22 protein-coding genes are annotated in these 26,259 nt (G+C 73.2%); 6 read left to right on the forward strand and 16 right to left on the reverse strand.

Annotation, left to right across the window (positions count from 1 at the left end; genetic code table 11):
- Positions 1-466: hypothetical protein (locus tag AC1DT4_RS18095; RefSeq protein WP_477091157.1), on the forward strand; the 466-nt coding region annotated here is incomplete at its 5' end.
- Here the strand turns inward: AC1DT4_RS18095 and AC1DT4_RS18100 are convergent.
- On the reverse strand, positions 424-1,656 hold the full coding sequence (locus tag AC1DT4_RS18100; RefSeq protein WP_477091158.1) for an LCP family protein: 1,233 nt from the start codon (positions 1,654-1,656) through the stop codon (positions 424-426). The two genes, AC1DT4_RS18095 and AC1DT4_RS18100, sit on opposite strands and share 43 nt — an antisense overlap.
- A 99-nt stretch (positions 1,657-1,755) precedes the next feature.
- Positions 1,756-3,627 carry a DUF6311 domain-containing protein gene (locus AC1DT4_RS18105; RefSeq protein ID WP_477091159.1) on the reverse strand — a complete coding sequence of 624 codons (1,872 nt, stop codon included), beginning with the start codon at positions 3,625-3,627 and terminating at the stop codon, positions 1,756-1,758.
- A 92-nt stretch (positions 3,628-3,719) separates the two neighbouring features.
- Here AC1DT4_RS18105 and AC1DT4_RS18110 point away from each other — a divergent pair, with 92 nt between their 5' ends.
- The gene (locus AC1DT4_RS18110) at positions 3,720-5,486 is read left to right on the forward strand and encodes a hypothetical protein (protein ID WP_477091160.1); all 1,767 of its coding nucleotides are present in this window, start codon (positions 3,720-3,722) and stop codon (positions 5,484-5,486) included.
- 30 nt (positions 5,487-5,516) lie between these two features.
- Here the strand turns inward: AC1DT4_RS18110 and rfbB are convergent, their stop codons facing one another.
- Entirely contained in the window at positions 5,517-6,512 is a 996-nt protein-coding gene (rfbB, locus tag AC1DT4_RS18115; protein ID WP_477091161.1) for a dTDP-glucose 4,6-dehydratase, read from the reverse strand.
- A 123-nt stretch (positions 6,513-6,635) separates the two neighbouring features.
- Between rfbB and AC1DT4_RS18120 the strand changes: the two genes are divergently transcribed.
- On the forward strand, positions 6,636-7,109 hold the full coding sequence (locus tag AC1DT4_RS18120) for a GtrA family protein (protein ID WP_477091162.1): 474 nt from the start codon (positions 6,636-6,638) through the stop codon (positions 7,107-7,109).
- A gap of 46 nt (positions 7,110-7,155) precedes the next feature.
- On the opposite strand, the gene AC1DT4_RS18125 is transcribed toward AC1DT4_RS18120, so the two are convergent.
- Positions 7,156-8,259, reverse strand: coding sequence for a glycosyltransferase family 2 protein (locus AC1DT4_RS18125; RefSeq protein WP_477091163.1), 1,104 nt, complete (start codon positions 8,257-8,259; stop codon positions 7,156-7,158).
- Positions 8,260-8,418: 159 nt separating this feature from the next.
- Here AC1DT4_RS18125 and AC1DT4_RS18130 point away from each other — a divergent pair, with 159 nt between their 5' ends.
- Positions 8,419-10,035 carry a hypothetical protein gene (locus AC1DT4_RS18130; RefSeq protein ID WP_477091164.1) on the forward strand — a complete coding sequence of 539 codons (1,617 nt, stop codon included), beginning with the start codon at positions 8,419-8,421 and terminating at the stop codon, positions 10,033-10,035.
- Between the two features lie 27 nt (positions 10,036-10,062).
- Here the strand turns inward: AC1DT4_RS18130 and AC1DT4_RS18135 are convergent, their stop codons facing one another.
- Both AC1DT4_RS18135 and AC1DT4_RS18140 read right to left on the reverse strand, forming a co-directional pair.
- Positions 10,063-10,989 (reverse strand): NAD-dependent epimerase/dehydratase family protein, encoded by a 927-nt coding sequence (locus AC1DT4_RS18135; protein WP_477091165.1) that lies wholly within the window; start codon positions 10,987-10,989, stop codon positions 10,063-10,065.
- Positions 10,986-11,999 (reverse strand): glycosyltransferase, encoded by a 1,014-nt coding sequence (locus AC1DT4_RS18140; protein ID WP_477091166.1) that lies wholly within the window; start codon positions 11,997-11,999, stop codon positions 10,986-10,988. Before AC1DT4_RS18140 ends, AC1DT4_RS18135 begins: the two co-directional genes overlap by 4 nt.
- Before the next feature lie 102 nt (positions 12,000-12,101).
- Here AC1DT4_RS18140 and AC1DT4_RS18145 point away from each other — a divergent pair, with 102 nt between their 5' ends.
- Together AC1DT4_RS18145 and AC1DT4_RS18150 are read left to right on the forward strand one after the other, a co-directional pair.
- Complete coding sequence (locus AC1DT4_RS18145; protein WP_477091167.1) at positions 12,102-12,623, forward strand: GtrA family protein; 522 nt, start codon at positions 12,102-12,104, stop codon at positions 12,621-12,623.
- Between the two features lie 101 nt (positions 12,624-12,724).
- The gene (locus AC1DT4_RS18150; RefSeq protein ID WP_477091168.1) at positions 12,725-15,544 is read left to right on the forward strand and encodes a hypothetical protein; all 2,820 of its coding nucleotides are present in this window, start codon (positions 12,725-12,727) and stop codon (positions 15,542-15,544) included.
- Positions 15,545-15,573: 29 nt separating this feature from the next.
- Here the strand turns inward: AC1DT4_RS18150 and AC1DT4_RS18155 are convergent, their stop codons facing one another.
- The 10 genes from AC1DT4_RS18155 to AC1DT4_RS18200 form a co-directional block, all read right to left on the reverse strand.
- Positions 15,574-15,912, reverse strand: coding sequence for an indolepyruvate ferredoxin oxidoreductase subunit alpha (locus AC1DT4_RS18155; protein WP_477091169.1), 339 nt, complete (start codon positions 15,910-15,912; stop codon positions 15,574-15,576).
- Positions 15,909-16,931, reverse strand: a complete 1,023-nt coding sequence (locus AC1DT4_RS18160) for an NAD(P)/FAD-dependent oxidoreductase (RefSeq protein WP_477091170.1) — start codon at positions 16,929-16,931, stop codon at positions 15,909-15,911. Before AC1DT4_RS18160 ends, AC1DT4_RS18155 begins: the two co-directional genes overlap by 4 nt.
- The gene (rfbG, locus tag AC1DT4_RS18165) at positions 16,928-17,962 is read right to left on the reverse strand and encodes a CDP-glucose 4,6-dehydratase (protein ID WP_477091171.1); all 1,035 of its coding nucleotides are present in this window, start codon (positions 17,960-17,962) and stop codon (positions 16,928-16,930) included. The genes AC1DT4_RS18160 and rfbG overlap by 4 nt, the downstream gene beginning before the upstream one ends.
- Before the next feature lies 1 nt (position 17,963).
- A complete protein-coding gene (rfbH, locus tag AC1DT4_RS18170) occupies positions 17,964-19,286 on the reverse strand; it encodes a lipopolysaccharide biosynthesis protein RfbH (protein ID WP_477091172.1) in 1,323 nt (440 codons plus the stop codon).
- 84 nt (positions 19,287-19,370) lie between these two features.
- The gene (locus tag AC1DT4_RS18175) at positions 19,371-20,225 is read right to left on the reverse strand and encodes a glycosyltransferase family 2 protein (RefSeq protein WP_477091173.1); all 855 of its coding nucleotides are present in this window, start codon (positions 20,223-20,225) and stop codon (positions 19,371-19,373) included.
- The gene (locus AC1DT4_RS18180; RefSeq protein WP_477091174.1) at positions 20,222-21,094 is read right to left on the reverse strand and encodes an NAD-dependent epimerase/dehydratase family protein; all 873 of its coding nucleotides are present in this window, start codon (positions 21,092-21,094) and stop codon (positions 20,222-20,224) included. Before AC1DT4_RS18180 ends, AC1DT4_RS18175 begins: the two co-directional genes overlap by 4 nt.
- Positions 21,091-21,645, reverse strand: coding sequence for a dTDP-4-dehydrorhamnose 3,5-epimerase family protein (locus AC1DT4_RS18185; RefSeq protein ID WP_477091175.1), 555 nt, complete (start codon positions 21,643-21,645; stop codon positions 21,091-21,093). The genes AC1DT4_RS18180 and AC1DT4_RS18185 overlap by 4 nt, the downstream gene beginning before the upstream one ends.
- Positions 21,642-22,412, reverse strand: a complete 771-nt coding sequence (gene rfbF, locus AC1DT4_RS18190; RefSeq protein ID WP_477091176.1) for a glucose-1-phosphate cytidylyltransferase — start codon at positions 22,410-22,412, stop codon at positions 21,642-21,644. The genes AC1DT4_RS18185 and rfbF overlap by 4 nt, the downstream gene beginning before the upstream one ends.
- A 104-nt stretch (positions 22,413-22,516) precedes the next feature.
- Positions 22,517-23,044, reverse strand: coding sequence for a hypothetical protein (locus AC1DT4_RS18195; protein WP_477091177.1), 528 nt, complete (start codon positions 23,042-23,044; stop codon positions 22,517-22,519).
- Positions 23,045-23,085: 41 nt separating this feature from the next.
- Positions 23,086-26,259 (reverse strand): peptidoglycan recognition protein family protein (locus AC1DT4_RS18200; protein WP_477091178.1); only part of this gene is annotated, 3,174 nt, incomplete at its 5' end.

Genomic DNA, 26,259 nt, shown 5'->3' on the forward strand with positions numbered 1-26,259 from the left:
GGGGCGGGACGGCGGCGCCGACGCGGGCCGGCCGGTGGCCGGGCGCGAGGTCGTGCTGCGCGGCCCGGGCGGCGGCGTGGGTGCCGCGGTTGCGCCCGGGCGGGTGCGACCGGGGACCTCGATCGCCGCGGGAGCCGTGGGGCGGGTCGACCGGGCGGGCGGCGCGATCGACGCGGGCCGGTCGGTCGGGCGCTGCGCGGGCGGGACCTGCGCGGGCGGGACCTGCGCGGGGCGGGCGGGCGCCAGCGGAGGGCGCGACTGCTCAGCCGACGGCGGCCGTGGCGCCTGGTTCGGCGCCGAGGGCCGGGCGGGCCGGCCGACCACGATCGGCGACGCCTCGTCCGGACGCGGCGGCCGCGGCGGGGCGCCCGGGGCGAAGCTGGGGGGAGGGGTGCGTGAGGTCCGCTCGTCGGAGCCCATGCGTCAGCAGACGTCGGTCGTGTCGTCGACCGTGAACGCCTCGTGACCGGCCTTCTTCGTCTCCGTCGGGGTCGGCGTGTCCGCCGGGACCGGAGCCTCGGTGCCGCCGGGCGTCGGCGCGGTCGTCGCCACCGGCGCGGCCGGGGCCTCGCCGAGCGCGGGCACGTCGTTCGCCATGTTGGCCCACACCGCGTCGGCGGCGGAGGTCCACTCGACCCGGTTGGGGTCCGACTTCGCCGGAGCGAACGGGATCGTCATGAACGTGATGTTGCCACTGTTGATGTTGCGAAGGTTGTAGGCGAGGCCGGTCATGTTGCTGATCGACATCGTGTTGTCGGTGGTCAGCGAGCTCGTCGCCGCGCTCAGGAACGAGATGAGCTTCTGCGGGTTGGTGAGCACGTCGCGCGAGAGCACCTCGCGCACCATCGCGGCGATGAGCTTCTGCTGGTTGCCGATGCGGTTGGTGTCCGACCCGTCGCCGACACCCTCACCCTTGCGCGCGCGGGCGTAGGCGAGAGCGGTCTGACCGTCGAGCGTCTGGAACCCCGGGGCGAGCGCGAGGCCGGCGTCGGGGGAGAACATCGAGTTCGGGATGCACATCGGGACGCCGCCGATCGCGTTCACCATCTGCTGGAACCCGGCGAAGTCGACCACGACGAAGTGGTTGATCGCGATGCCGGTGTTCTGCTGCACGGTGTTGATCGTGCACGCGGCCGCCGACTCCATGTCGCCGCCGTTGTCCCAGCCGGTGGCGAACGCCGAGTTGAACATGCCGTGCGTCGCCTTGGTGGTCTTCCCGTTGGTCATCGTGCACGACGGGATGTCGACCAGGGAGTCGCGGGGGATCGACACGAGCTCGACGCGGGACCGGTCCGCGGAGATGTGGAGCACCATCGTCGTGTCCGAGCGCATGCCCTCGACGTCGCCGCCGATCTCGCCGTTCTCGCCGTCGCGCTGGTCCGAGCCGAGGATGAGGATGTTGACCGCCTGGCCGGCGTTCGGGTCGTCCGGGTCCGGCTCCTTCGACGGCGTCGGGATGGGCGCCACGAGCGCCGAGACGTCGACCTTGTTCATGTTGCCGTTGAGCTTGGCCGCCACCGCGGCGACCCCGCTGGCGCCGAAGACCACGACCGCCGCCAGCGTGAGCGCGATCCCACGGAACACGTGGTGGGTGTGCACGGACCGGGCGTGCCGGGCGGCACGGGGGCGGGGGACGGCGGCGTGGCGGTTGGTCACGACGACGATCGTAGGAGAGCGGTCGGGCCGTGGAGGGGAGCGCGCGCAGGGGCGTGGTGGAGGATCTGTGCAGATCAGGTCGTGCGCGGGTGCCGGCGCCTAGGGCTGCAGGTCGAACACGAGGTACCGGCCGTCGGCACCCTCGATCACCGGCGCGCCGAGCAGCTCCTCCCACGCCTGGGCGACGCCGGCGCCGTCGTCGCCCAGCGCCCGGGTGTCGAGGACGAGGGCGTCGAAGCCGGCGTCGTCGAGCGCGTCCAGCGCGTCGGGCGCGGGCAGCGCGGCGACGAGCGACGGCCAGTCCGACTCGGGGCGGCCCTTGATCCCGCCGCCGGACCACCGGAGCGTGTCGGAGTGCAGGAACGGTTTGAGCTGGTCCGTGTCCACCACCCCGTTGCGCGGCGGGGACTCGGGGAAGGGCATGGCGGGCAGCTGGAAGACCGCGGCGTCGTCGCCGAACGTCTCCTCGACCTGGCCCACCCAGTCGGCGTCGGCGTGGAACTCGGCGGCCACGGCGTCCACGTCCGGCCGGTACAGCGGGCTGGCCTGGTCGAGCGTGCCGACGACGATGAGCACCGCTCCGACCGCGGCCAGCGTCACCATCGCGGTGGTCTTCGAGGTGCGGGCGCGCAGACGGCCGGCGGCCTGGTCGAGCAGCAGCCCGACCGCGGCGAGCGACAGCAGCGCGAGGACGATCGACATCCGGTTCCAGCCGCGGACGCTGGTGGTGACGAACGAGATCAGGCTGCTGAACCCGCCGACGGTGCTCAGGAGCAGCGCGACGACGGCGAGCGCGCCCAGCGCGACGAGCGTCCAGTACCGGACGTTCGTGGTCGCGGGGTGCGCCGCCGGCCGTCCCGCGTGCAGGATCACGACGCCGATGAGGACGAGGAGGCCGACCGCCGCGACGACGCCGAGCGCAGGCGACTCGCCCGGGACGGGGAACTGCTCGTAGGTGGCGCGCACGTCCGCCAGCAGGCCGACGACGTGGCCCGGCACGGGCAGCAGCAGGGACGAGAGCTTGAGGGCGTAGACCTCGGCGCCCTCCTGGGGGCGCGAGAGGGCGCCTGCGTCGGTGCCGTGCGACCGCGCGTACAGCAGGTCGGGGAGCATCAGCAGCACCATCGTGGCCACGACGATCGCACCCGCGGCCAGGGCGCCGAGGACACGGCGGTCGTTGCGGTGGTAGACCGCCGCGACCAGGGCGCCGACGGCGAGCAGGGCGAGCGTGAAGACGCCGTAGTACGCGGAGCCGGCCGCCACGAGGACCATGGACAGCCCCGTCGAGACGGCTCGTGCGTCGAGCCGGCCGCCGCCGCGGGACCAGAGCGGCTCGCCGCGGAACGCCCGCACGACGACGAGGAGCGCCGGGGGCAGCACCCAGTACGACGCGAGGAAGAGGTGCACCTCGCCGCGGGCGAAGTGGTAGGGGGCGAGCGCGAACAGGGTGGCGCCCACCACGGACATCGCGCGTCCGACGCCGACGCGGCGCAGGAAGTACGCCGCGGTCAGCGCCGCCAGCGGGAAGCCGAGGACGAAGTACACGTTGAGCGTCACGGCCCAGTCGCCCAGCACGGCGCCGAGGAGCTTCATCAGCAGCAGGTGCAGGTCGTCGGCGGCGGGGAAGTCGTGGAAGTTCTGCCCGGTGGGCCAGCCGAGCAGCGGCTGGTGCTCGTACCAGCCGGTCGACAGCGTCGTCTTGACGTGGGCGGCCACCGCGACCGCGTCGCCGGAGTACGACAGCGGGACGTGCCAGTCGAGCTGCGTCAGGCGCAGCGCCCACCAGGCGCCGAGGAGTGCGAGCACCGCCGCGGCGACGTAGACGAGCGGCTCCGAGAGGCGTCCGAGCACGCGCTCCGTGCGCCCGGGCGCCGACTGTCCCTGCACCGCACCGTCCCCGTCGTCGTCCCCCTCGACGGGAGAGGTGGCGTGGGTCGCCCACGCCGGTCGCACAGTGTAGAGGACGCTCACCGACGGACCCCGCGGCGGCGGGTAGTCTCCACCCGCGCCGGGAACGCCTGGCATGACGGGTGCCCGACGCGATCCTGAGGACGACGCTGACCATGCGTGGACGAGCCGTGCTGGCCGGCGCCGCCGTGCTCTCCGCGGCTGTCCTCCACCTCGCGCTGCAGGCCGGGATGATGCTCACCTGGCCGGGGTGGCGCCCGTCGTCGTTCCGCGACTACTTCTGGCCGGACCAGCTCTCCTACCTGTCGATCGCGACGAACGTGTCGCAGGGGGCGTCCGCGGACGTCGAGCCCTACACGCTCACGGGCTCGATCAGCTACCCGCGGGCCTGGTACGTGCTGCTGGGCCGGCTGGCTGACCTCACCGGTACCAGCCCGGCGACCATGTGGACCGTGTGCGGCCTGGGCGTGCAGGTCGCCCTCGTGTGCACGGTCGGGGTCACGTGCGTGCTCCTGACCCGACGATGGTGGACCGGGTTGCTCGGCTTCGTCCCCTTCCTGCTCGGCACCGGGTCCTGGATCCTCTCCGGGGGCACGTCGTGGATGACCGTGCTGGGCTCGCACGCCGTGCTCTGGGGCCCGTACGGCGTGCTGTACACCCTGAACGGTGAGACGGCCGCGCTCTCCCTGGGCGCGATCGCGCTGCTCGCGATGATGCTCGTCGCCGCGGGTCGGGTGCCGGAGCGGGCGGCCCTGCCGGTGTCGATCGCGGCGTGCGCGCTCGTCGGGTCGCTGGCGAACGTCCACACGTACGCGTTCCTGGTCTCGACGTTCGTGCTGGCCGGCGGGGTCGCCGCGTACGGGCTCGTGCGGTGGCGGTCGCGGGCGGCGCTGCTGACGACCGTGGGGCTGGTGGTCCTCGTCGTGGTCGCGGGACCGCTCGTGGCCGACGCGCTCGGTCGGCTGGCGGTGCTCGCGCTGGGGATCGCCCCGGCCGTCCCGGGTGTCCTCCTGGTGCTGCGCGCCGGGCGCTGGCGCCCCCTGTGGGCTGTGGCGGCCCTGGCCGCCTGCGCGTCGCCCCAGGTGCTCGCGACGGGGTGGGGTCTCGTGCAGCACGACCCGTTCCTCACCTACCGGGAGGCGTCGTCGAAGGACCTCGGCGTCCCGGCGCCCGCCGGCGTGTTCTCGGCCCTCGGGGTCGTGCCCGCGCTCGCCCTGGTGGCCGTGCTCGGGGTGCGGCGCCGCCAGACGGTGTGGGTCGCGGTGCCCTGCGCGCTGCTGTTCCTGTGGGCGTACCTCGCGTCGAACGACCGGTGGGGCGCCAACCAGGAGCCCTACCGGTTCTGGCTCGACGTGTACGTCCTGGTCGCCGTGCTCGTCGTGCCCCTGCTCGCGTGGTCGGTCATCGAGAGCCTCGCGGGGTCGCGCAGCCCCGCGGCACCGGCGCCGGTCCGCGGCCGCACGTTCGCCCTCGCCCTGGCCGCGTGCGTGGCGGTCGCCGCGGTCTGGAGCGGCGACTTCCTCCTCTTCCGGCCCGCCGTCACCGCGGCGGGCTACCTGCCCCTGGGCGCGCCGCAGTACCGGGCGCAGGCGGACCTGCTGGACCGGACGCGCGACGAGGGCGGGCTGGTCGAGGTGGACGGCTGCGTGGACCCGACCGTGGTGAACGCGGTCTGGGGAGGACCCGTGGCCTCCTACAACCTCGGCCTGGCCTGGCCCGACCACCGGGTCGACCTCGACCGTGCCGACCGCGCGCGCACCGAGGGGCACCTCGACCAGGTGTCGGCGGTACGCGCGGGGATCCGCTGGCTCATGGTCGTCCCGGGCTGCCCGACGGACCTGACCGCGGGCGTCCGTGGCGAGCCCGTGGCGACGGCCACCTCCGACGGCAGCACCTGGGTGCTCTGGCACCTGGACCGGTGACGACCGACGGCACCACCGGCCGAGGCGGGCCTACCGCCCCAGCTGCGCGTACTTCGCCTCGGTCGCGTCCTTCTGGGGCCGCCACCACGACTCGTTCGCCTGGTACCAGGCGACGGTCGCCTCGAGCCCCGCGCGGAAGTTCTCGTACCGGGGAGCCCAGCCGAGCTCCTCCCGCAGCTTGGTGGAGTCGATCGCGTAGCGCAGGTCGTGGCCGGGGCGGTCGCTGACCAGGTCGTACGCGTCGGGCGACTGGCCCATGATCTCGAGGATGTCCTCGACGACCGTCTTGTTGTTCTCCTCGCCGTCGGCACCGATGAGGTAGGTCTCGCCCAGGCGGCCGCGCTCGATGATGGCCCACACCGCGCTGTTGTGGTCCTCGACGTGGATCCAGTCGCGCACGTTCTCGCCCGTGCCGTAGAGCTTGGGGCGGACGCCGTCGATCACGTTGGTGATCTGGCGCGGGATGAACTTCTCCACGTGCTGGAACGGTCCGTAGTTGTTCGAGCAGTTGGAGATCGTGGCGCGCACGCCGAAGCTGCGGGCCCACGCGCGTACCAGCAGGTCCGAGGCGGCCTTGGTCGACGAGTACGGGCTCGACGGGTTGTACGGGGTGTCCGGCGTGAACTTGGCCGGGTCGTCCAGCTCGAGGTCGCCGTAGACCTCGTCGGTCGAGATGTGGTGGTAGCGGACGTCGTGGCGGCGGACGGCCTCGAGCAGCTGGTACGTGCCGATCACGTTGGTGCGCAGGAACGGCCACGGGTCGTGCAGCGAGTTGTCGTTGTGCGACTCGGCGGCGAAGTGGACCACCAGGTCGACGTCCTTGACCAGGCTGTCGACGATGTCCGGGTCGGCGATGTCGCCCTTGGCGAGGACGACCTTCCCCTCGACCGGGTCCAGGCTGCGCTCGTCGCCCGCGTAGGTCAGCGCGTCGAGCACCGTGACGCGGACGTCGGGGCGCTCGCGGACGGTCTGGTGGACGAAGTTGGAGCCGATGAAGCCGGCTCCGCCGGTGACGAGGACGTGCACGGGACACCTTTCGCAGGGGGCTTGCGCAGGGGGAGGCAGGGTCCAGAGTACCGACGTGGGCCTCGCAGCCGCTCCGGTAACCTGGGCCCGCGCGCCGATGGGGCGCGCGGACGGGGAGTGCAGATGGCTGACGTGCCGACGACCGACGCGGTCGCCCGTGCCCGGCGGCTGCTGAACGAGGTCGCCCGGTTCGGGGTCGTCGGCGTCGTGGGATTCGTCATCGACGTCGGTGCCTTCAACCTCCTCGCCTACGGCGCGGGCGTGACCCCGACGCTGGCGAAGTGCCTCTCGGTCGCGATCGCGACCGTGGCGACGTGGCTGGGCAACCGGCACTTCGTGTTCGGCGACCGCCGCGGGCGCAGCATGGGACGCGAGGCCGCCCTGTTCGTCGCCTTCTCGCTGGCCGGCATGGTCATCGCGGTCGGCACGCTGTGGGTGTCGCACAACCTGCTCGGCCTCACCTCGCCCCTGGCCGACAACATCTCGGCGAACGTGATCGGGTTCGGCCTGGCCGCCGTGTTCCGGTTCGTGACCTACCGGGCGTTCGTGTTCCGCCCCGAGCCCGTGCCCGTCCCGACGGGCCAGCCGTCTGCCTAGTCGGTGCCTGACGGCACGGTGCTAGTCGGTGCCTGACGGCACGGTGCTAGTCAGTGCCTGACGGCACGGTGGCCCGGACGGCGACGGACTCGACCGTGGTCGGTGTGGACTGTCGCTCGAGGGCCGGCGTCGGCCGGCGCGGGTGGCCGCCGTGGCGCTGGTACTCGCTGTCGCGGATCGCGTTCGCCGCGGCCAGCGCGAGCTCGTCCCGGCGCAGCGACTGCGTGCGCGCCAGGATCCAGCCGACCGTCAGCAGCAGCATGCCGGTGACGAACGCCGCGACCCCGGCGATCAGGCTGGGGAACCGCTCGACCGTGCCGGTCTCGAGGAAGCCCGCCACGGCGAGCCCGACCGTCACGGCGCTGAACAAGAGCCACGGAGTGGCGAGCAGGGCGAATGCCTGCAGCGGCCGGTAGTCGCGGTACAGCCGCAGGATCGAGCGCAGGATCGCCCAGCCGTCCGAGTAGGTGGACAGCTTGGAGGTGCTGCCCTCGGGGCGCGAGACGTAGGCGGCGGGGATCTCGGTGTACGCGAGGTCCAGCCCGACGGCGTGTGCGGCGATCTCGACCTCGACCTGGAACCCCTGGGAGCGCACGGGCATCGACGCGACGAAGCGCCGGCTCATGGCCTTGTAGCCCGTGAGGATGTCCTGCAGCCCGATGCCGGTGAGCGTGCGCTGCAAGGTGGTCAGCGCGGCGTTGCCCATCTGGTGCCCGCGGCGGTACTCCTCGCCGCTGACCTCCTCGATCACCCGGGAGACGTTCACCAGGTCGAAGCCCAGGCAGAAGATGTGGTGCACGAGCGAGGCCGCGGCGGAGGCGTCGTACGTGGCGTCGCCGTCGACCATGATCGTGACGTCGTGGTTGCTGTACTCGAGCAGGCGGCGCACCGCGCGGCCCTTGCCCTTGATCGGGACGTTGATCACGGCGGCGCCCGCGGCGCGCGCGACGGCACCCGTGTCGTCCGTGCTGAGGTTGTCGGCGACGAGCACCTCGATGGTCGGCAGCTGGGCCCGGAAGTCGGCGATCACGCGGCCGATCGTGCTCTGCTCGTCGTGGCACGGGACGACGAGGATCACGGAGGCGGCGGCGCAGTCGGGGCAGGGCGCGCCGTCGCGTGGGGCCGCCGTCGGAGGCTGGTGGGTGGTCATCGGTGCCGTCTCTCGTCGCCGGCAGGCGTGGCGCCGGACCCTGTTCTTTCGTCCCCACAGGGTAGTCGACCCCGGTTGCGCGCCGGGCGGTCCTGTGCCGTCGATGCCCTAGGGTTGGCGTGCCCGATCGGGCCACGGGGGTCGTCGAAGGGGTGGAGCGTGGCTGTCGACGTGTCCGAGGAGGAGACGACAGAGCCCGGTGCGGAGGTGTCGGGACCGCGGCGGGGCCGCCCTGACCGGCTGACCGCCTGGATCGTCGGCGGCGTGCTCGTCCTGGTGCTCTCGGTCCTCACCGTGCTCCGTCGGACGGTCGACTACCTGCAGGCCGACGGCGTCCAGCAGTCGATCATGTCGATCCAGGACGTCGACCTGTTCTTCTGGGGCCAGAACCGCTTCGCCGCGTTCGTGTCGCTGCTGGCCAGCCCGATCGCGGACCCCGGCGCCAACCTCTTCGCGTGCCTGCTCATCAACGCCGTGGCGTTCCACCTGCTGCTGCTGACCATCGCGTGGATGGGCGTCCGGGTGGTGACGGGCGGCCGCGAGCGCTGGGCGACCATCGTCCTGTTCCTCGTGATCGCCGCCACCGCGCACCTGGTCCTGACGCCGTGGCACGTGCACGTGATGGCCCTGGAGAGCCAGCCGTACTCGGCGTCGTGGGCCCTGACCCTCGGCGCCTTCCTGCTGTGGAAGCGACGGGAACCCTGGGCGTTCGCGGTCGCGACCGCCATGGTGGGCATCGCCGTCGGGCTGAACCAGTCGACGATCCTGGTCGCCGCGTTCGTGGCGGTCATCGAGCTGGCCCGGCGCCGCGCCTGGGTGCGCTGGATCGCCTTCGGAGCGATGTGGCTCGTCTGGTTCGGCATCTGGGCGTTCCTCGCCGCCCGGTTCGGTGGCACCGCCGGGCCGATCCCCGACGCGCCGCAGAACTACTTCACCTTCGACGTGGCGCAGTTCGTGCGCGGTGCTCCTCAGGCGATGCTCGCGGTGTTCGCCGCGTTCCGCCCCATCCGGCTCGTCGCACTCCTGTGCGCCGCCTGCGTCGCCCTGCTCCTCCTGAGGCCGGAGCGCCGGATCCTGCTGCCGCGGCTCGCCCTGGCGCTCCTGTTCTGCACCGGGTACTGGGCGCTCTTCGCGGGCAACCCGTGGGTCGCGCAGAACGGGTACGTGTTCCGCTACTTCTACCCGGTCGTCCTCTTCGGCGTGCTGTGCCTGGCCGTGCCGCTCGCCGCGGTGCTCATCGGCTGGTGCCTGCCCGACGCGGTGCTCGTGCGGCAGGTCCGGATCCCGGCCATGCGCGACACGCGGGTCAGCCGGGCGGTCGTCGCCGCCGTCGCGACGCTCGGCTGCGTGGTCGGGCTGGCCGGCCCCCTCGCCGCGCCCACGAGCGCGACCGTGCTCGTCCAGTCCCGAGCCACGGCGGACTTCGCCCGCGAGCACGACGTGAGGTTCCTCGCGGGCTACTACTGGGACATGTGGCCGATCCTGCACCGCACGCTCGAGGACGGCCGGAACGCCGCCTTCGTGACCGGGTTCAAGAGCGGCGGCGACCGGCAGAGCTACACCGAGGCGTTCGAGGAGGAGCTCGCCGAGTCGGACGGCCCTCCGCTCGCGCTCTGCGTCAACGACGCGACGACCACCTGCGTGACGTACCTCGAGTACTGGACCCGACCCGGGTGGATCGAGACGGACCAGAGCTGCCCCGTGCCGGGTCCGACCGGCCAGCTCGGCTACCCCGAGGTGCGGCGCTGCGTCGTGCTGGAGTACACGGGCGCCTGACCTCGGGCGCCCGGCGGCCCCGAGGGGTCAGAGCCGCCCCGCGGCCAGGCTCCGCCGCAGGTCGATCGACGTGGCGTGGATGCCGTCGGGGAGCGTGGTGAGCGCTCGACGGTCCAGCTCGGGCCACACGACGGAGCGGAACCTCAGGTCACGCGCCTGCTGCTTGGCCAGGTCGGAGCCGCCGAGCGTGACCAGGACCGTGCGGCCGAGCACCTGGCGGCTGAAGCCCAGGAGAGCCGCGATGGTGGTCGCCTGTTGGGCCGCGAAGAGCTTGAGCACCGGGGCGGCGGGAGGCCGTGCCGCGAGCAGGTCCATGCCGTCGAGGATCATCCGGGCGCAGTCGTCGACGAACAGGTAGTCGCGGATGGTGTCGAGCGAGACGTAGATGCCGACGGGCTCGCGCACCAGGGAGGACCGGATCAGCCGCGTGACCAGCCCTTGGTCCTTGGCCAGGTTCTGGCCCGGGCCGTACAGGTTGGAGATCCTGCCGACGAGCACCCGCGTGCCGGCGTCGGCGAGCGCACGCACCTGCTCCTCGAGCAGGAGCTTGCCGTGCCCGTACGGTGCCAGCGGCCGCGGCTCCGACAGCTCGGTGAAGGGCGGGTCGGACGCGCCGGCGAACACTCCGCCCGCAGAGGACGCGAAGAAGAACCGGGGCGGCGCGATGCCGTCCGCGACCAGCTCGGCGACGAACGCCGTCATCGTCGCGACCTCGGCGTCCACCTGCGCAGGGGTGGCGCCCGTGACGCTCGCACCGGCGCACCACGCCACGCCCCAGTCGTCGCCCCACTGCTCGTGCGCGCGCCGCACGGCGCCCACCGCGTGCGCGACGGCGTCGGGGGAGGACCACGCCACGTCGGCCCGTTCCCAGGGCCGGCGCTGCGCCGTGGCGGCGCGCGTCAGGGCCTTGCCCAGGAGGCCGCGCGCGCCGACGACCAGGACCGGGGAGCTCACCGGGACCGCGGGCTCCGACCGAGCGGGCCGGCGCCCGGGTCGCTGACGATCAGGTAGATCGGCTTGCCCATCGCCATGTTCACCGAGACGCCGATGTACTCGGCGATCACCCCGAGCGCGAAGAGCACCGCGCCCGTGCTGACGAGCATGACGACGATGCTGGACGTCCACCCCGCAGGCGCCTGCTCCCCGAGGAAGTACTGGATGACGAGCCAGAGGGCGAGCAGCAGGCCGCCCAGGCCGAACGCCACGCCGACGAGGCTGACGACGCGCAGCGGACGCGTGCCGCTCGAGATCACCATGCGCCAGAAGTGGGAGAGCAGGCGCCGGGTGGAGTACCCGGACGCGCGCTCCGACTCGTCCCGCAGGCCGACCGGGCACGTGGCGGGGGCGCCGGCGATCCAGCCGAGCGCGACGTCGAGGTACACGCCCGAGCCGGCGAACGCCGCGGTGCTCCGGCCCACCTCGCCCAGCACCAGCCGGAAGCTCTGGTAGGTGGAGGCGTCCTTGCCGCCGAAGAGCTTCTCGATGACGACCTTGGCGCCCTTGGACGCGAGGTTGCGCAGCGCGCCGTGGGGGGCGGCGTTCGTGGGCTCGGCGTAGACCAGGGACCGTCCGGTCCGCATCGCGGTGTCCAGCAGGCTGCCGATGGCCGCCGGGTCGTGCTGGCCGTCCTCGTCCATGGTGACGATCCAGTCGCCCCCGCTCGACGCCATGCCCGCCAGCGTCGCGGGGTGCTGGCCGAAGTTGCGGCTGAGCCAGAGCGTCTTGACCCACGGGTGCAGCTCCGCCTGCTCGCGCATGGTCTGCGCCGAGTTGTCGGGGCCGTGGTCGTGGACGAGCAGGACCTCGGCGACGACCGCCCGGTGACCGTCGGGGGTGGTGAACTGCTCGGCGTACGGCGCGAGCTCGGCGATCACGCCCGCGAGCGTCTTCTCGCCCTGGTACACGGGGATCACGACCGAGATCCGGTGCGGAGGCGTGGGCAGCGTCTCGGCGGGGGGAATCACGCCACGGACTATAGTCGCCGTGGCGTCGGCCCTGACCGGGCCCGGCCGCCCCCCGGCGCGCGGACGGACCCGCGCGGAACCCCATGGACACCCTGAGGACGGATGGTCGAGCACGTGGACGAGCACCCCGGCACGCCGCCGGTCGTGACCGCGCCCGAACCGGCGCCGGTCCCGCCCGCGGGCATGCAGGGGGAGGCCGGCCTGCTCTTCCGGCTGGTGCGCGACCAGCGCATCGCGTTCCTCATCGTCGGCGGCATCAACACGGTCGTCGGCATGGGCTGGTTCATCGTGTTCGACCGGACGATCGGGCAGCAGCTCGGCTACATGGTCGCGCTCGTGGCGGCACACATCGCGTCGGTGCTCTGCGCGTTCGTGCTCTACCGCCGGTTCGTCTTCCGCGTCCGCGGGCACGTGCTGCGGGACCTCTGGCGGTTCGAGGTCGTCAACCTCTTCGCCCTCGGCGTCAACCTGGTGTCGCTGCCGTTCGTCGTCGAGGTGATCGGGCTCCCGCCCATCCTCGCGCAGCTCGTCGTCACCGTCGCGACGATGATCATCAGCTTCTTCGGCCACCGCGGCTTCTCGTTCCGCCGGCCCGCCGCCCACCACGCCGGTACCGCAGGCTGACGCCGACGCGCTGACCTGGCGCGCGGGTCCACGACCGACCCGGGCAGGGCCGCTAAGGTGTCCCGACTCACCTACGCCGACACCACCGGGGGGCCGCGCTGATGCTGCACCGTGCACGCGCGATCGCCTGCGCCCTCGTCGCCGCGCTCGTGGCCTCGATGGCCGTCGTCGGCCTGGGCGTCGGGCCCGCCGTGGCCGCCGACGGCTCCGAGTTCAAGCCGGGCAGCATCATCAGCGACGCACTCTTCTTCGACGGCGGCGCGATGTCCGCCGGAGACGTCCAGGCCTTCCTGGTCAGCAAGGGCGGCGGCTGCACCGCCGGCGCGCTCTGCCTGAAGAACTACGGCGCCGTGACGAGCGTGCAGCCCGCCGAGGCCGGCCTCTGCAACGGCTACGCGGGCGGCGGGCTTGAGAGCGCCGCCCAGATCATCGCGAACGTCGGCGCCAGCTGCGGCGTCAGCCAGAAGGCGCTGCTGGTCACGCTGCAGAAGGAGCAGGGTCTGGTCACGGCCACGTCGCCGACCGACTCCCGCTACCGGATCGCCATGGGCTTCGGGTGCCCCGACACCGCCCCGTGCGACACGCAGTACTACGGCTTCTTCAACCAGGTCTACAAGGCCGCGCGCCAGTTCAAGCGGTACGCGCAGAACCCGCAGAACTACGGCTACCGCGCCGGACGCGTCAACACGATCCTGTTCCACCCGAGCGGGGCGGCGGCCTGCGGCAGCACCCAGGTCTTCATCGAGAACCAGGCGACGGCCGGTCTGTACACCTACACGCCGTACCAGCCGAACGGCAGCGCGCTCGCCAACATGTACGGGACGGGCGACAGCTGCGGCAGCTACGGCAACCGCAACTTCTGGCGCGACTACACCGACTGGTTCGGCTCGACGCAGGTGGGCTCCAGCCTGGTGCGCGCGACCGGCAACCCGACCGTCTACGTGGTCACACCCGACAGCAAGTTCCCGGTTGCGGACATGGCCACGATGCAGGCCCTGGCCCCGCTCGGCGCGCTCGGCACCGTCCAGCAGTCCTTCCTGGACGCGCGGACCACGGGCGTCACCCTCGGTCGCTTCATCCGTGACCGCGCGGGCCTGATCTACCTCGTCGATCGCGGCGTCCGGTACCTGGTCACCGACTGCACCCAGCTCGCGGCGTGGGGCGCCGGCTGCGGCAGCTACGTGAGCATGGCGCTGTCGGACGTGCAGGTCGCGTCGTTCCCGCTCGGCGGGACCGTGACCCAGAACGTGCGGACCACCGACGGCAAGCGGTTCGTGATCGAGGGCGGCACCAAGCGCGAGGTCGCCGACGACCTGTCGGCGGCGGGCTCGCCGGCGGCGTCCGCGCCGCAGTTCGTCGTCACCCCGGAGGCGCTCTCGACGCTGCCCTACGGCGCCCCGCTGATCCGGGCGGGCGTCCTCGCCCGTGATCGTTCGACGGGCGCCGACGTCCTCGTCGACACCGCGAGCACCGTCGCGCTCGCGCCCGGGCTCGCCGCGAGCACGCGGATCGGCTCCCTGCCCGTGCTGGCGCTCGACCACGCGAGCTTCGCCCTGCTGCCGGCGCCGTCCGGCACGCTCGCCAGCGTGTTCAAGGGTCCCGACGGGTCCGCCTACGCGCTGTCGGGCGCGGCGACCGTCAAGCTCGGGACCGGTCAGCTCACGCCGCTCACGACCGGCGCCCCGACGCTCTCGGCGACCGTGCTCTCGGCGCTCGGCCCGGCGACGTCCGGGACCGTGTTCGTCGGCGGCATCGGCACCCCCACCCTCTACCTCGCGGTGGACGGGCTGCGGCGGCCGGTCCCCTCGATGGACGTGCTGTGGTCGATGCAGGACCCGGCCGGCGCGATCATCGTCTACGTCTCGGCCACCGAGCTCGCCAAGGTGCCGACGGGCGTCGAGGTGCTCAAGCCGGGGACGCTCGTGCAGGCCACGGGCGCGCCCCAGATCTACCTGGTCGACGGCCCGCGTACCGTGCACCCCGTCGCGTCGTTCGGCATCACGGATGCGCTGGGCATCTCGGGCTGGCGTCAGGTCGACGCCTCGATCGTCAGCAAGTACACGGTCGCGCCCAAGCCGCTGAGCACGGTCCTCGCGTGCGGGTCGGAGCGCTACGTCGGCGTCGGCGGCGCGGCGTCCCTGGTGCCGACCGCGGTGGTCGACGCGTCCGGTGCACCCGCCTCCGCGCTCGACCCGACCACCTGCCGACAGCTCCGCCGCGGGCCGGCGCTCAGCCTGACGGCCCTGTTCGTCGGGACGCCGGGCCAGCCGTGGCTGTTCGTCGCGTCCGCCGGCCAGAAGCGCCCGGTCGCCTCGATGGCGACGGTCTACGCCGTCACGTCCGGCGCAGCGCCGCTGGTGGCCCAGCTGCCGCAGGCGTCGCTGGACGCGATGCCGACCGGGACGCCCGTGCTCACGCCCGGCACGCTGGTCAAGCGCTCCGACAGCCCCACCGTCTCGCTGGTGGACGGGCTCGGCTCCCTGGTCCCGCTGACGTCGTTCGGCATCTCGGGCGCGCTCGGCCTCACCACCTTCACCACGGTCGCGCCCGAGGCGGTCGCGGGGTACACCACCGCGGCGGCTCCGCTGGGCACGGCCGTCTCGTGCGGGACGTGGCGGGGCATCGGCTCGGCCGGCAAGCTCTACCCGGTCGCCGTCTCCGTCTACGACGCGTCCGGCGTGCCGACCACCACCCTGGACCCGTCGACGTGCGCGGCGCTGCCCCGCGTCGCGACGACGGCGTCGGGCCCGGTGTTCCTCAAGGGTGTGGACACCCCGACGATCTACCTCGCGCGAGGCGGCCAGAAGCTGCCCGTCACCACGATGGACCGCGCGTGGGCGCTCGCCGCCGGGCAGCCGTTCCTCGCGGCGCTGCTCCCCGACGCCGCGATCGCCGCGATGCCGACGGGCCCCGCGGCCTGAGCTCGGCCCGGCTCACGGCCGGGCGGTGGTCAGGACCAGTCGGCGACGAACGGGGTGTCGACCTCGACGGGACCGACCTTGCGGGCGCCGCCGGGGTTGCCGAGCGGCTCGTCGCGGCCGGGCAGCGTCATGGTGAAGAACAGGGCGTTGTCGTCGAGGAACGCCTTGCGCGTCGCGTCCGAGCGCACGGACTTCGCGGGGAAGATCGCGACCTCGGGGCACACGAGCTCGCAGGCACCGCAGTCGATGCACTCGACCGGGTTGATGTAGTTCTTGCGCTCGCCCTCGTAGATGCAGTCGACGGGGCAGACGTCGATGCAGGAGCCGTCCTGGTTGTCGATGCACTCCGACGAGATGACGAAGGTCACGATGCTGCCTCTTCCTGGACCGGCTCGGCCGACCGGTCGGTGGAGTGACCGGGCGCGAGGATCGCCTCGGGGTCGATGAGCACGGCGGCATTGTTCGCCGCCGTCGCCGCGTCGCCGAACCCTGTCGACATGAGCGCGACCTTCCCTGGATACCAGGCAGCGTCGCCGATGGCAAAGACCCCCGAGAGGTTGGTGCGCATCGAGGTGTCGACCCGGATCCGTCGGTCGTGCATCTCGAGGCCCCACGTGGTCAGCGGCCCGAGGTCGGAGATGAGCCCGAGGGCGCCGACGACCGCGTCCGCCCGCAGGGAGTGCACCTCGCCGGTCCGCGCCCGCAGGGTCACGGTGCGCACCACGGCGTCGCCGTCCACGGCCACGATCTCGCAGTCGGTCATGATCTTCGCGCCGCCGTCGACGGCGCGCTGCAGGTTGGCCGCGTGCGCGCGGAACGCCCGGCGCCGGTGCACGACGGTGACCGTCCGCGCGTGCGGCAGGGCCTCGAGTGCCCAGTCCACGGCGCTGTCCCCACCGCCGACGACGACCACGTCGAGGCCCGCGTAGGCCGTCGGGTCGGCCATCGTGTAGGACAGCCCGCGGCCGAGCCACTCGTGGCCGACCGGCAGCGGTCGCGGCTCGATCCCGCCCACGCCGCTGGCCAGGATGACGGCGCTGCACTCCAGGCGCGTGCCGTCCTCCAGCTCGACGGCGAGCTCGCCCGTCCGGTCGCCCGTGTGCAGGCTGGTCGCCCGGTGCCCGAGCAGGTAGCGGGGCCCGTACGGCGCCGCCTGCTCCATGAGGTTGGCCACGAGGTTCGCGCCCGTGACGCCGGGCAGCCCCGCGATGTCGTAGATCTTCTTGTTCGGGTAGAGCGCGGCGACCTGGCCGCCGGGCTCGGCGTGGCTGTCGACGACGATGACCGACAGGCCCCGGAAGCCCGCGCAGTACGCGGCCCACAGGCCGGCCGGCCCCGCGCCGATGACGACGATGTCCGCGGGGGCGGCGTCCTTCGACGACGTCATGAGATCCCCTTCGCCAGCTCGTCGAACGCCGCGACCTGCTCGAGGCTCACGTCGCGCGCGTCCTCGCCCTGCGCGACCCGGCGGGCCCACGAGACGGTCCACGCGAGCGTGTCGTCGAACCCGAGGACGTTCTGCCAGCCCAGCTGCAGCTCGGCCTTGCGGGCGTCGAGCGCGAGCAGGTTGGCCTCGTGCGGGTGCTCGCCGCCGTCCGTACGCCACTGCGCCCCGTCGCCCCACAGGGCTGCCACCCGGGTGGCCACCGAGCCGACGTCGACGAAGCTCGCCGTGCCGGGGCCGAAGTTGTAGGCCTCGCCGGCCGCCCGCCCGTCCAGCAGGGCGTCGACGAGCGTGAGGTAGCCGTTCAGGCAGTCCAGGACGTGCTGCCAGGGCCGGACCGCGCCGGGGAAGCGCAGGACCGGCGCCGTGCCCGCCTGGTACGCGGCGAGCAGGTCGACCATGAGGCGGTCGGCACTGACGTCGCCGCCGCCGACGACGTTGCCCGCCCGGGCGATGCCCGTGGCCGGGTCGTCCGGGTGCGTGGCGATCCAGGACTGCGTCAGGACGTCGGCCGCCGCCTTGGACGCCGAGTACGGGTCGACGCCGCCGAGGGCGTCGTGCTCGCGGTAGCCCCAGATCTGGTCGACGTTCCGGTACACCTTGTCGGTGGTGACGACGACCTGCGCCCGGGCCGTCGCGGCCGCCGAGACCGCCTCGAGGATGTTGAACGTGCCGAGCACGTTGGTCTCGTACGTGAAGCGCTGGTCGCGGTAGGACTCGCGGACCAGGGGCTGCGCGGCCAGGTGCAGGACGACGTCGGCCCGAGCGCCGGCCACGGCCGTGGTCACGGCCGCCGCGTCCCGGATGTCGACCCGCAGGTCCTGCGCGAGCAGCTCACCGACGCGGGCGCGCTCGTACAGCGCGCCCGGGACGGGGTCGAGCGACAGCCCGACGACCTCGTGGCCGCGGCCCGCCAGCAGCAGGGACAGCCACGCGCCCTTGAAGCCCGTGTGGCCCGTGACCAGGAACCGCACGTCAGGCCTTCCCGGCGCGGTCGCGCAGGTAGCCGATCAGGGTGTCGGCGATGTAGTCGAGCATCGGGACGGTCAGGCCCGGGTAGACGCCGAGCCAGAACGAGCGCGTCATGACGATGTCGGAGTTCCGCAGGTCGCCGATCACGCGGTGCTCGATGTTGCGGTACGCCGGCTGGCGCAGCAGGTTGCCGGCGAAGATGAGGCGCGTGCCGACGTGCTTCGAGTCGAGGTACCGCATGAGGTCCTCGCGGTCCACCGGGTAGCCCGGCTCGAGCGTGAGCGGGAAGCCGAACCAGGCCGGGTCCGAGTTCTCGGTCGCGCGCGGCATGAGCAGCCCCTCCACGCCCTGGAGGCGCTCGTAGAGGTAGGCGAAGTTCTCCTTGCGCCGGGCCACGAAGTGGTCGATCTTGGCCAGCTGGCTCAGCCCGAGGGCCGCCTGCATGTCGGTCGCCTTGAGGTTGTACCCGATGTGGCTGTACGTGTACTTGTGGTCGTAGCCGAGCGGGAGGTCGCCCAGCTGCCACTCGAAGCGCTTGCCGCAGGTGTCGTCCTGGCCGGTCTCGCAGTAGCAGTCGCGCCCCCAGTCGCGGAACGACTCCACCTGGCGCTTGACCAGCGGCGACTTGGTGAAGACCGCTCCGCCCTCGCCGGTGGTGATGTGGTGGGCGGGGTAGAACGACACGGTCGCGGTGTCACCGAACGAGCCGGTGCGCTGGCCGCGGTACGTGGAGCCCAGGGCGTCGCAGGAGTCCTCGACCAGCCAGAGCTTGTGCTCCTTGCAGAGCGCCTGGACCAGGTCCAGGTCGAACGGGTTGCCCAGCGTGTGCGCCATCATGATCGCGCGCGTCTTGGGACCGATCGCCTCGCGCAGCTGGTCGCCGATGGCGTCGTACGTGCCGATCTCGACGTCCACGAAGACGGGCTTGAGGCCGTGCTGGATGATCGGGTTCACGGTGGTGGGGAAGCCCGCGGCCACGGTGACGACCTCGTCGCCCTCCTTGAGGTGCTTGGGGCCGAGCTTGGGGCTGGTGAGCGCGGCGAGCGCGACCAGGTTGGCCGACGAGCCGCTGTTCACGAACGTCGCAGCGCGGGCGCCGACGTACTCGGCGAGCGACTCCTGGAACTGCTCGTGGAACCGGCCGGAGGTCAGCCACCCGTCCAGCGAGGCGTCGACCAGCGCGACGAGGTCGTCCGGCGTGAGCACCTTGCCCGAGACGGGGACCGTGCTGGTGCCCGCCTCGAAGGGCTTCGGTTCGAGCGAGGTCTGCGCGAAGGCCCGGACGAGGTCGAGGACGGATTCACGGCTGACGGGCACTGCACTCACGAAAAAGCTCCTCAGATGTCGGGCGGGGCCGACCCACGATGTTATCCGACCGCCGGCGGCGCCCGGCCGGGCGCCGCCGCACGCTCAGCCGGCGGGGCGCGCTGCGGGCGCCGGGGACCGGCGCAGGCGGGTGACCAGGTAGGCGACCCGGCGCAGGCCGTCCTGCACCAGCACGCCCACGCGGGCGCGGCGCAGGTCGGTGGGGGACAGGTCGGCCAGGTCGTTGTCGCGCACCCGGTCCACCCAGCGGTTGATGTGGTCGGCCTGCACGTCCGACAGCGACGACGACCACGAGCCGGTGGCCAGCCGGAAGCGGGCCAGCGGGACGCGCGCGACCACGAGGCTGCCGTGCTGGAGCACGCGCGAGTACATGTCGAGGTCGATGACGTAGCCGAGCGAGGCGTCCCAGGGCAGCTCGGCGGCGAGGGCCTCGCGCCGGAACATGACCGCGCTCGGCTCACCGAACGGGTTGCTGCCCACCAGGCACGCCGTGCGGACGGCTGCGCGGCCCGGCACCTCGCCCCGCAGGCCCATGAGCCCGCGACGCTTGACCACGACGCGGCCGACGTCGTCGACGACCGAGCGCATCGAGGCGGCGAGCACGGCGTCGGGGTGGTGCGCCAGCTGGGCCGCCTGCACCTGCAGCGCCGTGGGCTCCAGCACGTCGTCGGCGCACACGAGCTTGACCAGGTCGCCCGTGGCCAGCGCGATGGCGTCGGTCCAGTTGGTGCCCGCGTCGACCAGGGACTCCTGGCGGACCACCCGGACCCCGGCCGGCGCGTGCTCGTCGAGCCACTCGGCCGTGCCGTCGGTCGACCCGTTCTCGAGCACCACGATCTCGTCCGCAGGCCGGGTCTGCCCGACGATGCTCGCCAGCGTCGCGGGCAGGTGCGGCATCCCGTTGTGCACCGGGACCACCACGGAGACGGTGAGGCTCATGCGGTCGCCTCCCACAGCCGGGCGAGGCCGTCGCGCAGCGGGACCCGCGGCGCCCAGCCGATGTCGTCGGACGCGACGAGCCAGTCGCGCGTCATCTCGCGCGGCCGGTCTTCTCGGGCGCCCCACGTCACGTCGAGCGAGCGCCCGCTGACCTCCTCGACCATGTCCACCAGCTCACGGACCGTGAGGGGCGCGCCGCCACGGGCGACCAGCCGGGTCACGGGCCCGTCGTGCGCCGCCGCGGCCCGCAGCGCCGCCACCACGTCGTCCACGTGGGTCAGGTCGACCAGCTGCCGACCCGAGGACATGGTCACGGCCGTGCCCTGGCGGGCGTGGTGCAGGAGGGCGCCGACGAGCTTGCCGCGGTCGTCGTCGGGACCGTAGGTGTCGAAGAGGCAGACCTCGCGCGCGTCGAGCCCCTCCACCTCTTGGAAGTACCGGAGGACGTCGACGAACGCCTGCTTCATCGCCGCGTACAGGGAGACCGGGTCGTACTCGGCGCCGTCGAAGTGCTGCCACGCGGACGTGGTGTGCACCAGCCGGGCGCCCACCCGGACCGCACCCTCGGCGACGACGGTGCCGAGGGTGACGTTCGAGTCGACCATGTCGGCCAGCTCGTCGGGCCGGTGGCGCGCGACGAAGTGCGTGGCCAGGTGGAACACGGTGCCGGGCGCGACCTCGTCGACGAGCGCCGCGACGTCCACGCTGGGGCGCGGGAGCGCGTGGACGGTGACGCCCTCGGGGACGTCGGGCCGGCGCTGCGACGACTCGCGGGTCAGCACGTGCACGTCGGCCCCGTCGGCGGCGAGCGCCCGGACGAGGTGCCGGCCGATGAAGCCGGTGCCGCCGGTGACCAGGACCGCGCTCACGGCTGCGTCCAGACGAACGGGGAGTCGAAGTCGGCGAGCGCCGGGAGCGCGGCGTCGCGGTCGGAGACCACGGGCGCCGGCGTCCGCCAGCCGGCCGGGACCGAGTCCCACCGGACGCCCGCGTCCGTGGCGGCGTCGAACGCGCCGTCCTGGAGGTAGCACATCGTGGCGTCGCCCTCGATCACCTCGAAGCCGTGGGCGCACCCGACGGGCACGAGCACGGCGCCGCTGCCGGGGGTCAGGTCGAACGTGGCCAGCTCGCCCTCGGTGGGCGAGCCGCGCCGCAGGTCGAGCACCACGTCCGTCACCCGCCCCGTGAGGACGAACACGAGCTTGGCGACGGCCGTGGGCGGCAGCTGGAAGTGCAGCCCGCGTACCGCGCCCTGCACCGACGAGCTCCAGTAGACCTCGGCGATGTCGAAGTCGATCCCCGCGGCCGACAGGACGGCCGGGGAGTACGGCTTGGTGAAGGAGCCGCGGCGGTCGGCGTGGAACGGAGGGTGCGCGAGGCCGACGCCCGGCAGGGCGCTCGGCGTGAACAGCTCGGTCACCACACCTGCCACGGGGCCGTGCCGCTCGACCACAGCTCGTTGAGAAGGTTCGACTCGCGCAGGGTGTCCATGGGCTGGAAGAAGCCCTCGTGCTTGTACGCCATCAGCTGCCCGTCCGCCGCGAGGCGCTGCAGGGGCTGCTGCTCGAGCACGCACTCCGGGTCGAGGTAGTCGATGACGCCGGGCTCGAACACGAAGTAGCCGGCGTTGACCCAGCCGTCGGCCTGGGGCTTCTCGCGGAACTGCTCGACGTGCCCGTCGGCGTTGAGGTCCATCACGCCGAAGCGGCTCGGCGGGCGCACGGTGGTGACCGTGGCCAGCTTGCCGTGCGACTCGTGGAAGGCGAGGAGCTTCGCGATGTCCACGTCCGCGAGGCCGTCGCCGTACGTGCACAGGAAGCGTTCGCCGGCGAAGTACTTGGCGGCCTTGAAGACGCGGCCGCCGGTCATCGTGAGCTCACCGGTGAACGCGACCGTCACGGTCCAGTCGGTGTCCTCGTGCGCGCCGTGGTACGTCAGCGAGCCGCGGTCGCCGAGGTGGACCGTGATGTCGTTGTTCCGCGCCTCGTAGTTGAGGAAGTAGTCCTTGATGGTGTCGGACTTGTAGCCGGTGCAGACCACGAACTCGTCCTGCCCGTAGTGCGCGAAGAGCTTCATGATGTGCCACAGGATCGGGCGTCCGCCCACCTCGACCATCGGCTTGGGCCGGTACTCGGTCTCCTCGCGCAGGCGCGTTCCCAGGCCTCCGGCCAGCAGGACGGTCTTCATCGTCTCCTCGTTCGTCGCACGGGCCGACCGGCCGTGTGGGGCCGAGGAAGGTCGTGGGGTCGCGGGCCAGGATAGCCGAGCGGTGTGCGGGAGGGCCTGTCAGGTCACTGCGTGACGACGGACACGGCCTCCGACGTCGCCCCCGACGGAACCCACACCAACCGGGCGCGCCAGCCCGACGCCGAGCCGGGAGGCGCGGGGATGGAGACGCCCGGGCAGAGCGTGGTCGACGCGTCCGCCGCGGACGTCGACGTCGCGGCGGTGACGGTCGAGCCGACCACCAGCTCGAACCGGCACTGCTGGCCGTCGACGAGGGTGCCCTCGACGTAGCCCGACATCTCGACGTTGCCCCCCACGAGGGTGGCCGAGACCAGGACGGGGCGGCCGGGACTCGTGCCGGTGGCGGGCGGCGTCGTGGGGTCGGCGCCGGGCTGCGGCTCGGTCGGCTCCGGCTCCGCCGGTGGCGTCGTCGCCGGCGCGGTGGGCGTCGTCGAGCTCGAGCCCGGGGTGGGGGCAGTGGTCGAGGCGCTCGGGCTGGGGGAGCCGCCGTCGTCGGGGTCGGGGGACGTGCACGCCGCGGTCAGGGCGAGCACGGCGACCAGCCCGACGGGGACGAGGGAACGACGCAGCAAGGGAAGACCTCTCCGGTGGTGGTGACGTCGGCCGGGGCGCATCAGTACGCCGGGCCGGTGGGGACGCGGTCGAGCGCGGCCTGCGGGACGTTCGCGACGATCATCGGCCCGCCGCCGGCGACCGCGGAGGCCTGCGCCATCGTGGCGAGGAGCCGCTTGGTGCCCTGCGTGAGGACGTACAGGTCCGGCTTCAGCGTCGTCCGGACGAAGACCGGGCCGCCGGTCGGCGCGCCGACGGGGACGGCCGCGCACGTCGAGGGCTGCAGGCTGGTGGCGGGGGAGCCGTCGGTCGCCAGGATCGCGGCGGGCAGCGCGTGCGCGGCTCCGGCCCAGCCGACCGAGACCGCTGACCCGCACCGCAGGAGCTGCGACAGGGGATCGGCCGCCTTCGTGTAGCCCGTGATGGCGCTCTGCGGCACGTCGAGGAAGGCGGAGCCCAGACCGAGCTCGGTGGACACCGTGAACGACGGCAGGAAGACGAGGCGGTCGCTGCCGTCCACGAGGTAGATGTCGTAGGCGCCCGCGCCCCGGACCAGGCGCCCCGGCGGGAGCACCGCGGGCCCGGCGGGGGTGCTGTCGATGGCCGACTGCGGCGTGGAGGAGAGCGTGTACGCCGCACCGTTGGTGAGCGCCCAGAGCACGGCCATCGACGGGACCGGCCGCCGGACGCCGCCGGCCACCAGGTACACGGTCGGGTTGGACAGGGTCTTGACCAGGACCGGCGCGGTCCAGGTCGTGGTCGCCCGTGGCACGCTCGCGCACGTCGAGTCCGCCATCGTGATCGCGGGGCCGCCGCCGGCGTCGAGGACGCCCGCGGGCAGCGGCCACAGCCGGCCGCCGCTGCCGAGGTAGCCCTGGCCGCCGCAGCGCCAGAGCGTGCCGAGCTCGCCGGTTGCCTGCTGGTAGGCCGCGATCGCCGCGCCGGGCACGTCGCGGAACGCGGTGGAGACGCCGATGCTCGCCGCGGTCGCGAACGCCGGCAGGAACACGAGCCGGTCGAGGCCGTCGACGAGGTAGATGTTCGGGCTGGTCGACGACTTGACCAGGCTGCCCGGACCGAGCGCGGTGGGGCCTTCGGTGAGCGTGGCGAGGCCGGCGCCCGACAGGAGGGCCGCGACGACCGGGCCGCCGCTCGCCAGCGCGGACGCGTCGGCCATGGTCAGGACGGGCCGGCGCACGGACCCGACCAGCAGGTAGTAGGTGCCGGACGCCGCGGTGCGCACGAAGAGGGTCGCTGGTGCGGGCTTGGGGGCCAGTGCCGTGATGACGGCAGCCTCCACCGGCGTGCCCGGGTCGCCGGGGGCCTGCGTCGACGACAGCAGCACCGAGCCGCCCGCGGTCAGCGCGACGCGGCGGCCGTCCGGCGCACGCAGCGCACCGTCGATGGTGCCGCGGGGCGTCGGCAGGAGGGCCATGCTGCCCGCGTCGAGGAACCGCAGCGGCAGGCTCGCGCCGATGAGGGACGCCGCCATCATCCCCGCGTCGAGCCGCAGGCCCGCGGGCCGGTCGAGGAGCACGCCGGCGCCCGTCGCACGGTCCTGCGCGACGATGCCGGTGCGGACGATCGGGGTCCCGTACGGCAGCGCGCTCCCGGCCGCCGCGCCGAGTGCGAGCACCGCGCCGTCCGGCTTGAGGGGGGACGCGGCGAGCGCGTCGGCGTCGGCCACCTCGTGCCGCTGCCCGCCGTCGACGACGAACCGGGCGCCGTTCGGGGTGCTGTAGCCGGTGCTGAGGGTGCCGGCGCGGGCGAGGATCGAGATGAGCGGGTCCGGGAGCAGCATCGCCCCGTAGTCCTCGCAGCGGGCACCCCAGGCGACCAGCTGCGCGCAGCTGGTGGCCTGGTAGAGGCGATTGCTGTCGACGAGGTCGATCTCGCCGGTGCTGTCCCGCAGGAACTGCCCGATCGGTGTGCCCGTCGGCACGGCGTCGAGCTGGCCCTGGCCGACCACGCCCACCGGCCCGAGGGCGCTGAGGTTGCCCAGCACCGCCATGCTCGTGACCGGGTACTTGGCGTCGCGCGTGGCCACGTAGATGGTGGGCGCGGCCGTCGACCGGACGAGGTTGTACCCCAGGCTCGTGGTGCCGTACGTGCCCGCGTACTGCTGGGCGAGCGCGCGGATCGTGTTCAGCTCGCCGTACGCGAGGTTGCCCGGGCACGCGGTGAACGCGACGTCCCGGTGGGCGAAGATGGTGGGCAGGTTGACCGTGACGCCGGCGGGGTAGCGCGAGTTCTCGCCGCCCCAGGTCGTGTACGTGAGCTGCCCCGCGGGCGGCGTGCCGTACGCCGACAGCCGCCAGGCCGCCAGCCGCGCGACGGCGTCGATGCTCGCGGCGCTCAGGGCCACGTCGGTGTAGGTGCCCAGCACCGAGATGCCGACCGTGCCGGTGTTGAATCCGCCGGCGTGCACGCCGATCACCGGCTTCGTCAGCGAGTCGGCCCGGCCCTCGTAGATGTTTCCCCACTTGTCGACGACGAAGTTGTAGCCGATGTCGCACCAGCCGCGAGAGGCGATGTGGTAGCGCTGGTCGTTCCGCAGCTGCTGGATCGCGTCGGCCTGCGTCGCGTAGTCGGGGTCCGCCGTGTGGTGCACGACCGCCCCGACCAGCCGGGACGCCACGTCCGGGGTGCAGACCGCGGGGGCTGCGCCCCACTCGGCGCGGGAGATCACCCGCGGGCCGGGCTGGGCGGCGGTCGCCAGGCCGGCCGGCACGGCGCTCGAGACGCCGCCCGGTCCGACGCCGCCGCCGGCGCTGGGGATCAGCGGCACGGGGTCGTCGGAGGACAGCAGGGACACCGTGAGGTCGGTGGGCAGCGCGGTGCCGTCGCCCACGACGAAGGAGAGCTGGACCGCGTCCGAGTCGCCCACCCACACCGACGGCGTGCCGTCGCGCACCTCGTGCCGGTCGTCCACGGTGCCGGCGTCCGGCGCCTCGTCGGCCGTCTCGAGGGGCTGCCACTCGCCCCAGGTGTCGTCCTGGCGGGAGCGCACCTGCGGCTCGAGCCCGTCGACGGCGGCGCCCTGCGCCCACGTGACGCCGACCGTCTGGAACGTGTCCGCCTCGATGACCTGGCTGACCACGCGCTGCGGGACCGGTGCCGTCTCGACGATCGGGGCGGCCGGCACGACGACGTCGACCTGGTCGAGGCTCACCGGGTCCGTCGGCGGTGCGGCGACGGCGGCGGGCGCGGCGGCCGCCGCCGCGGTCGCCGGCAC

The sequence above is a fragment of the Cellulomonas sp. P4_D11 genome, assembly GCF_056401915.1.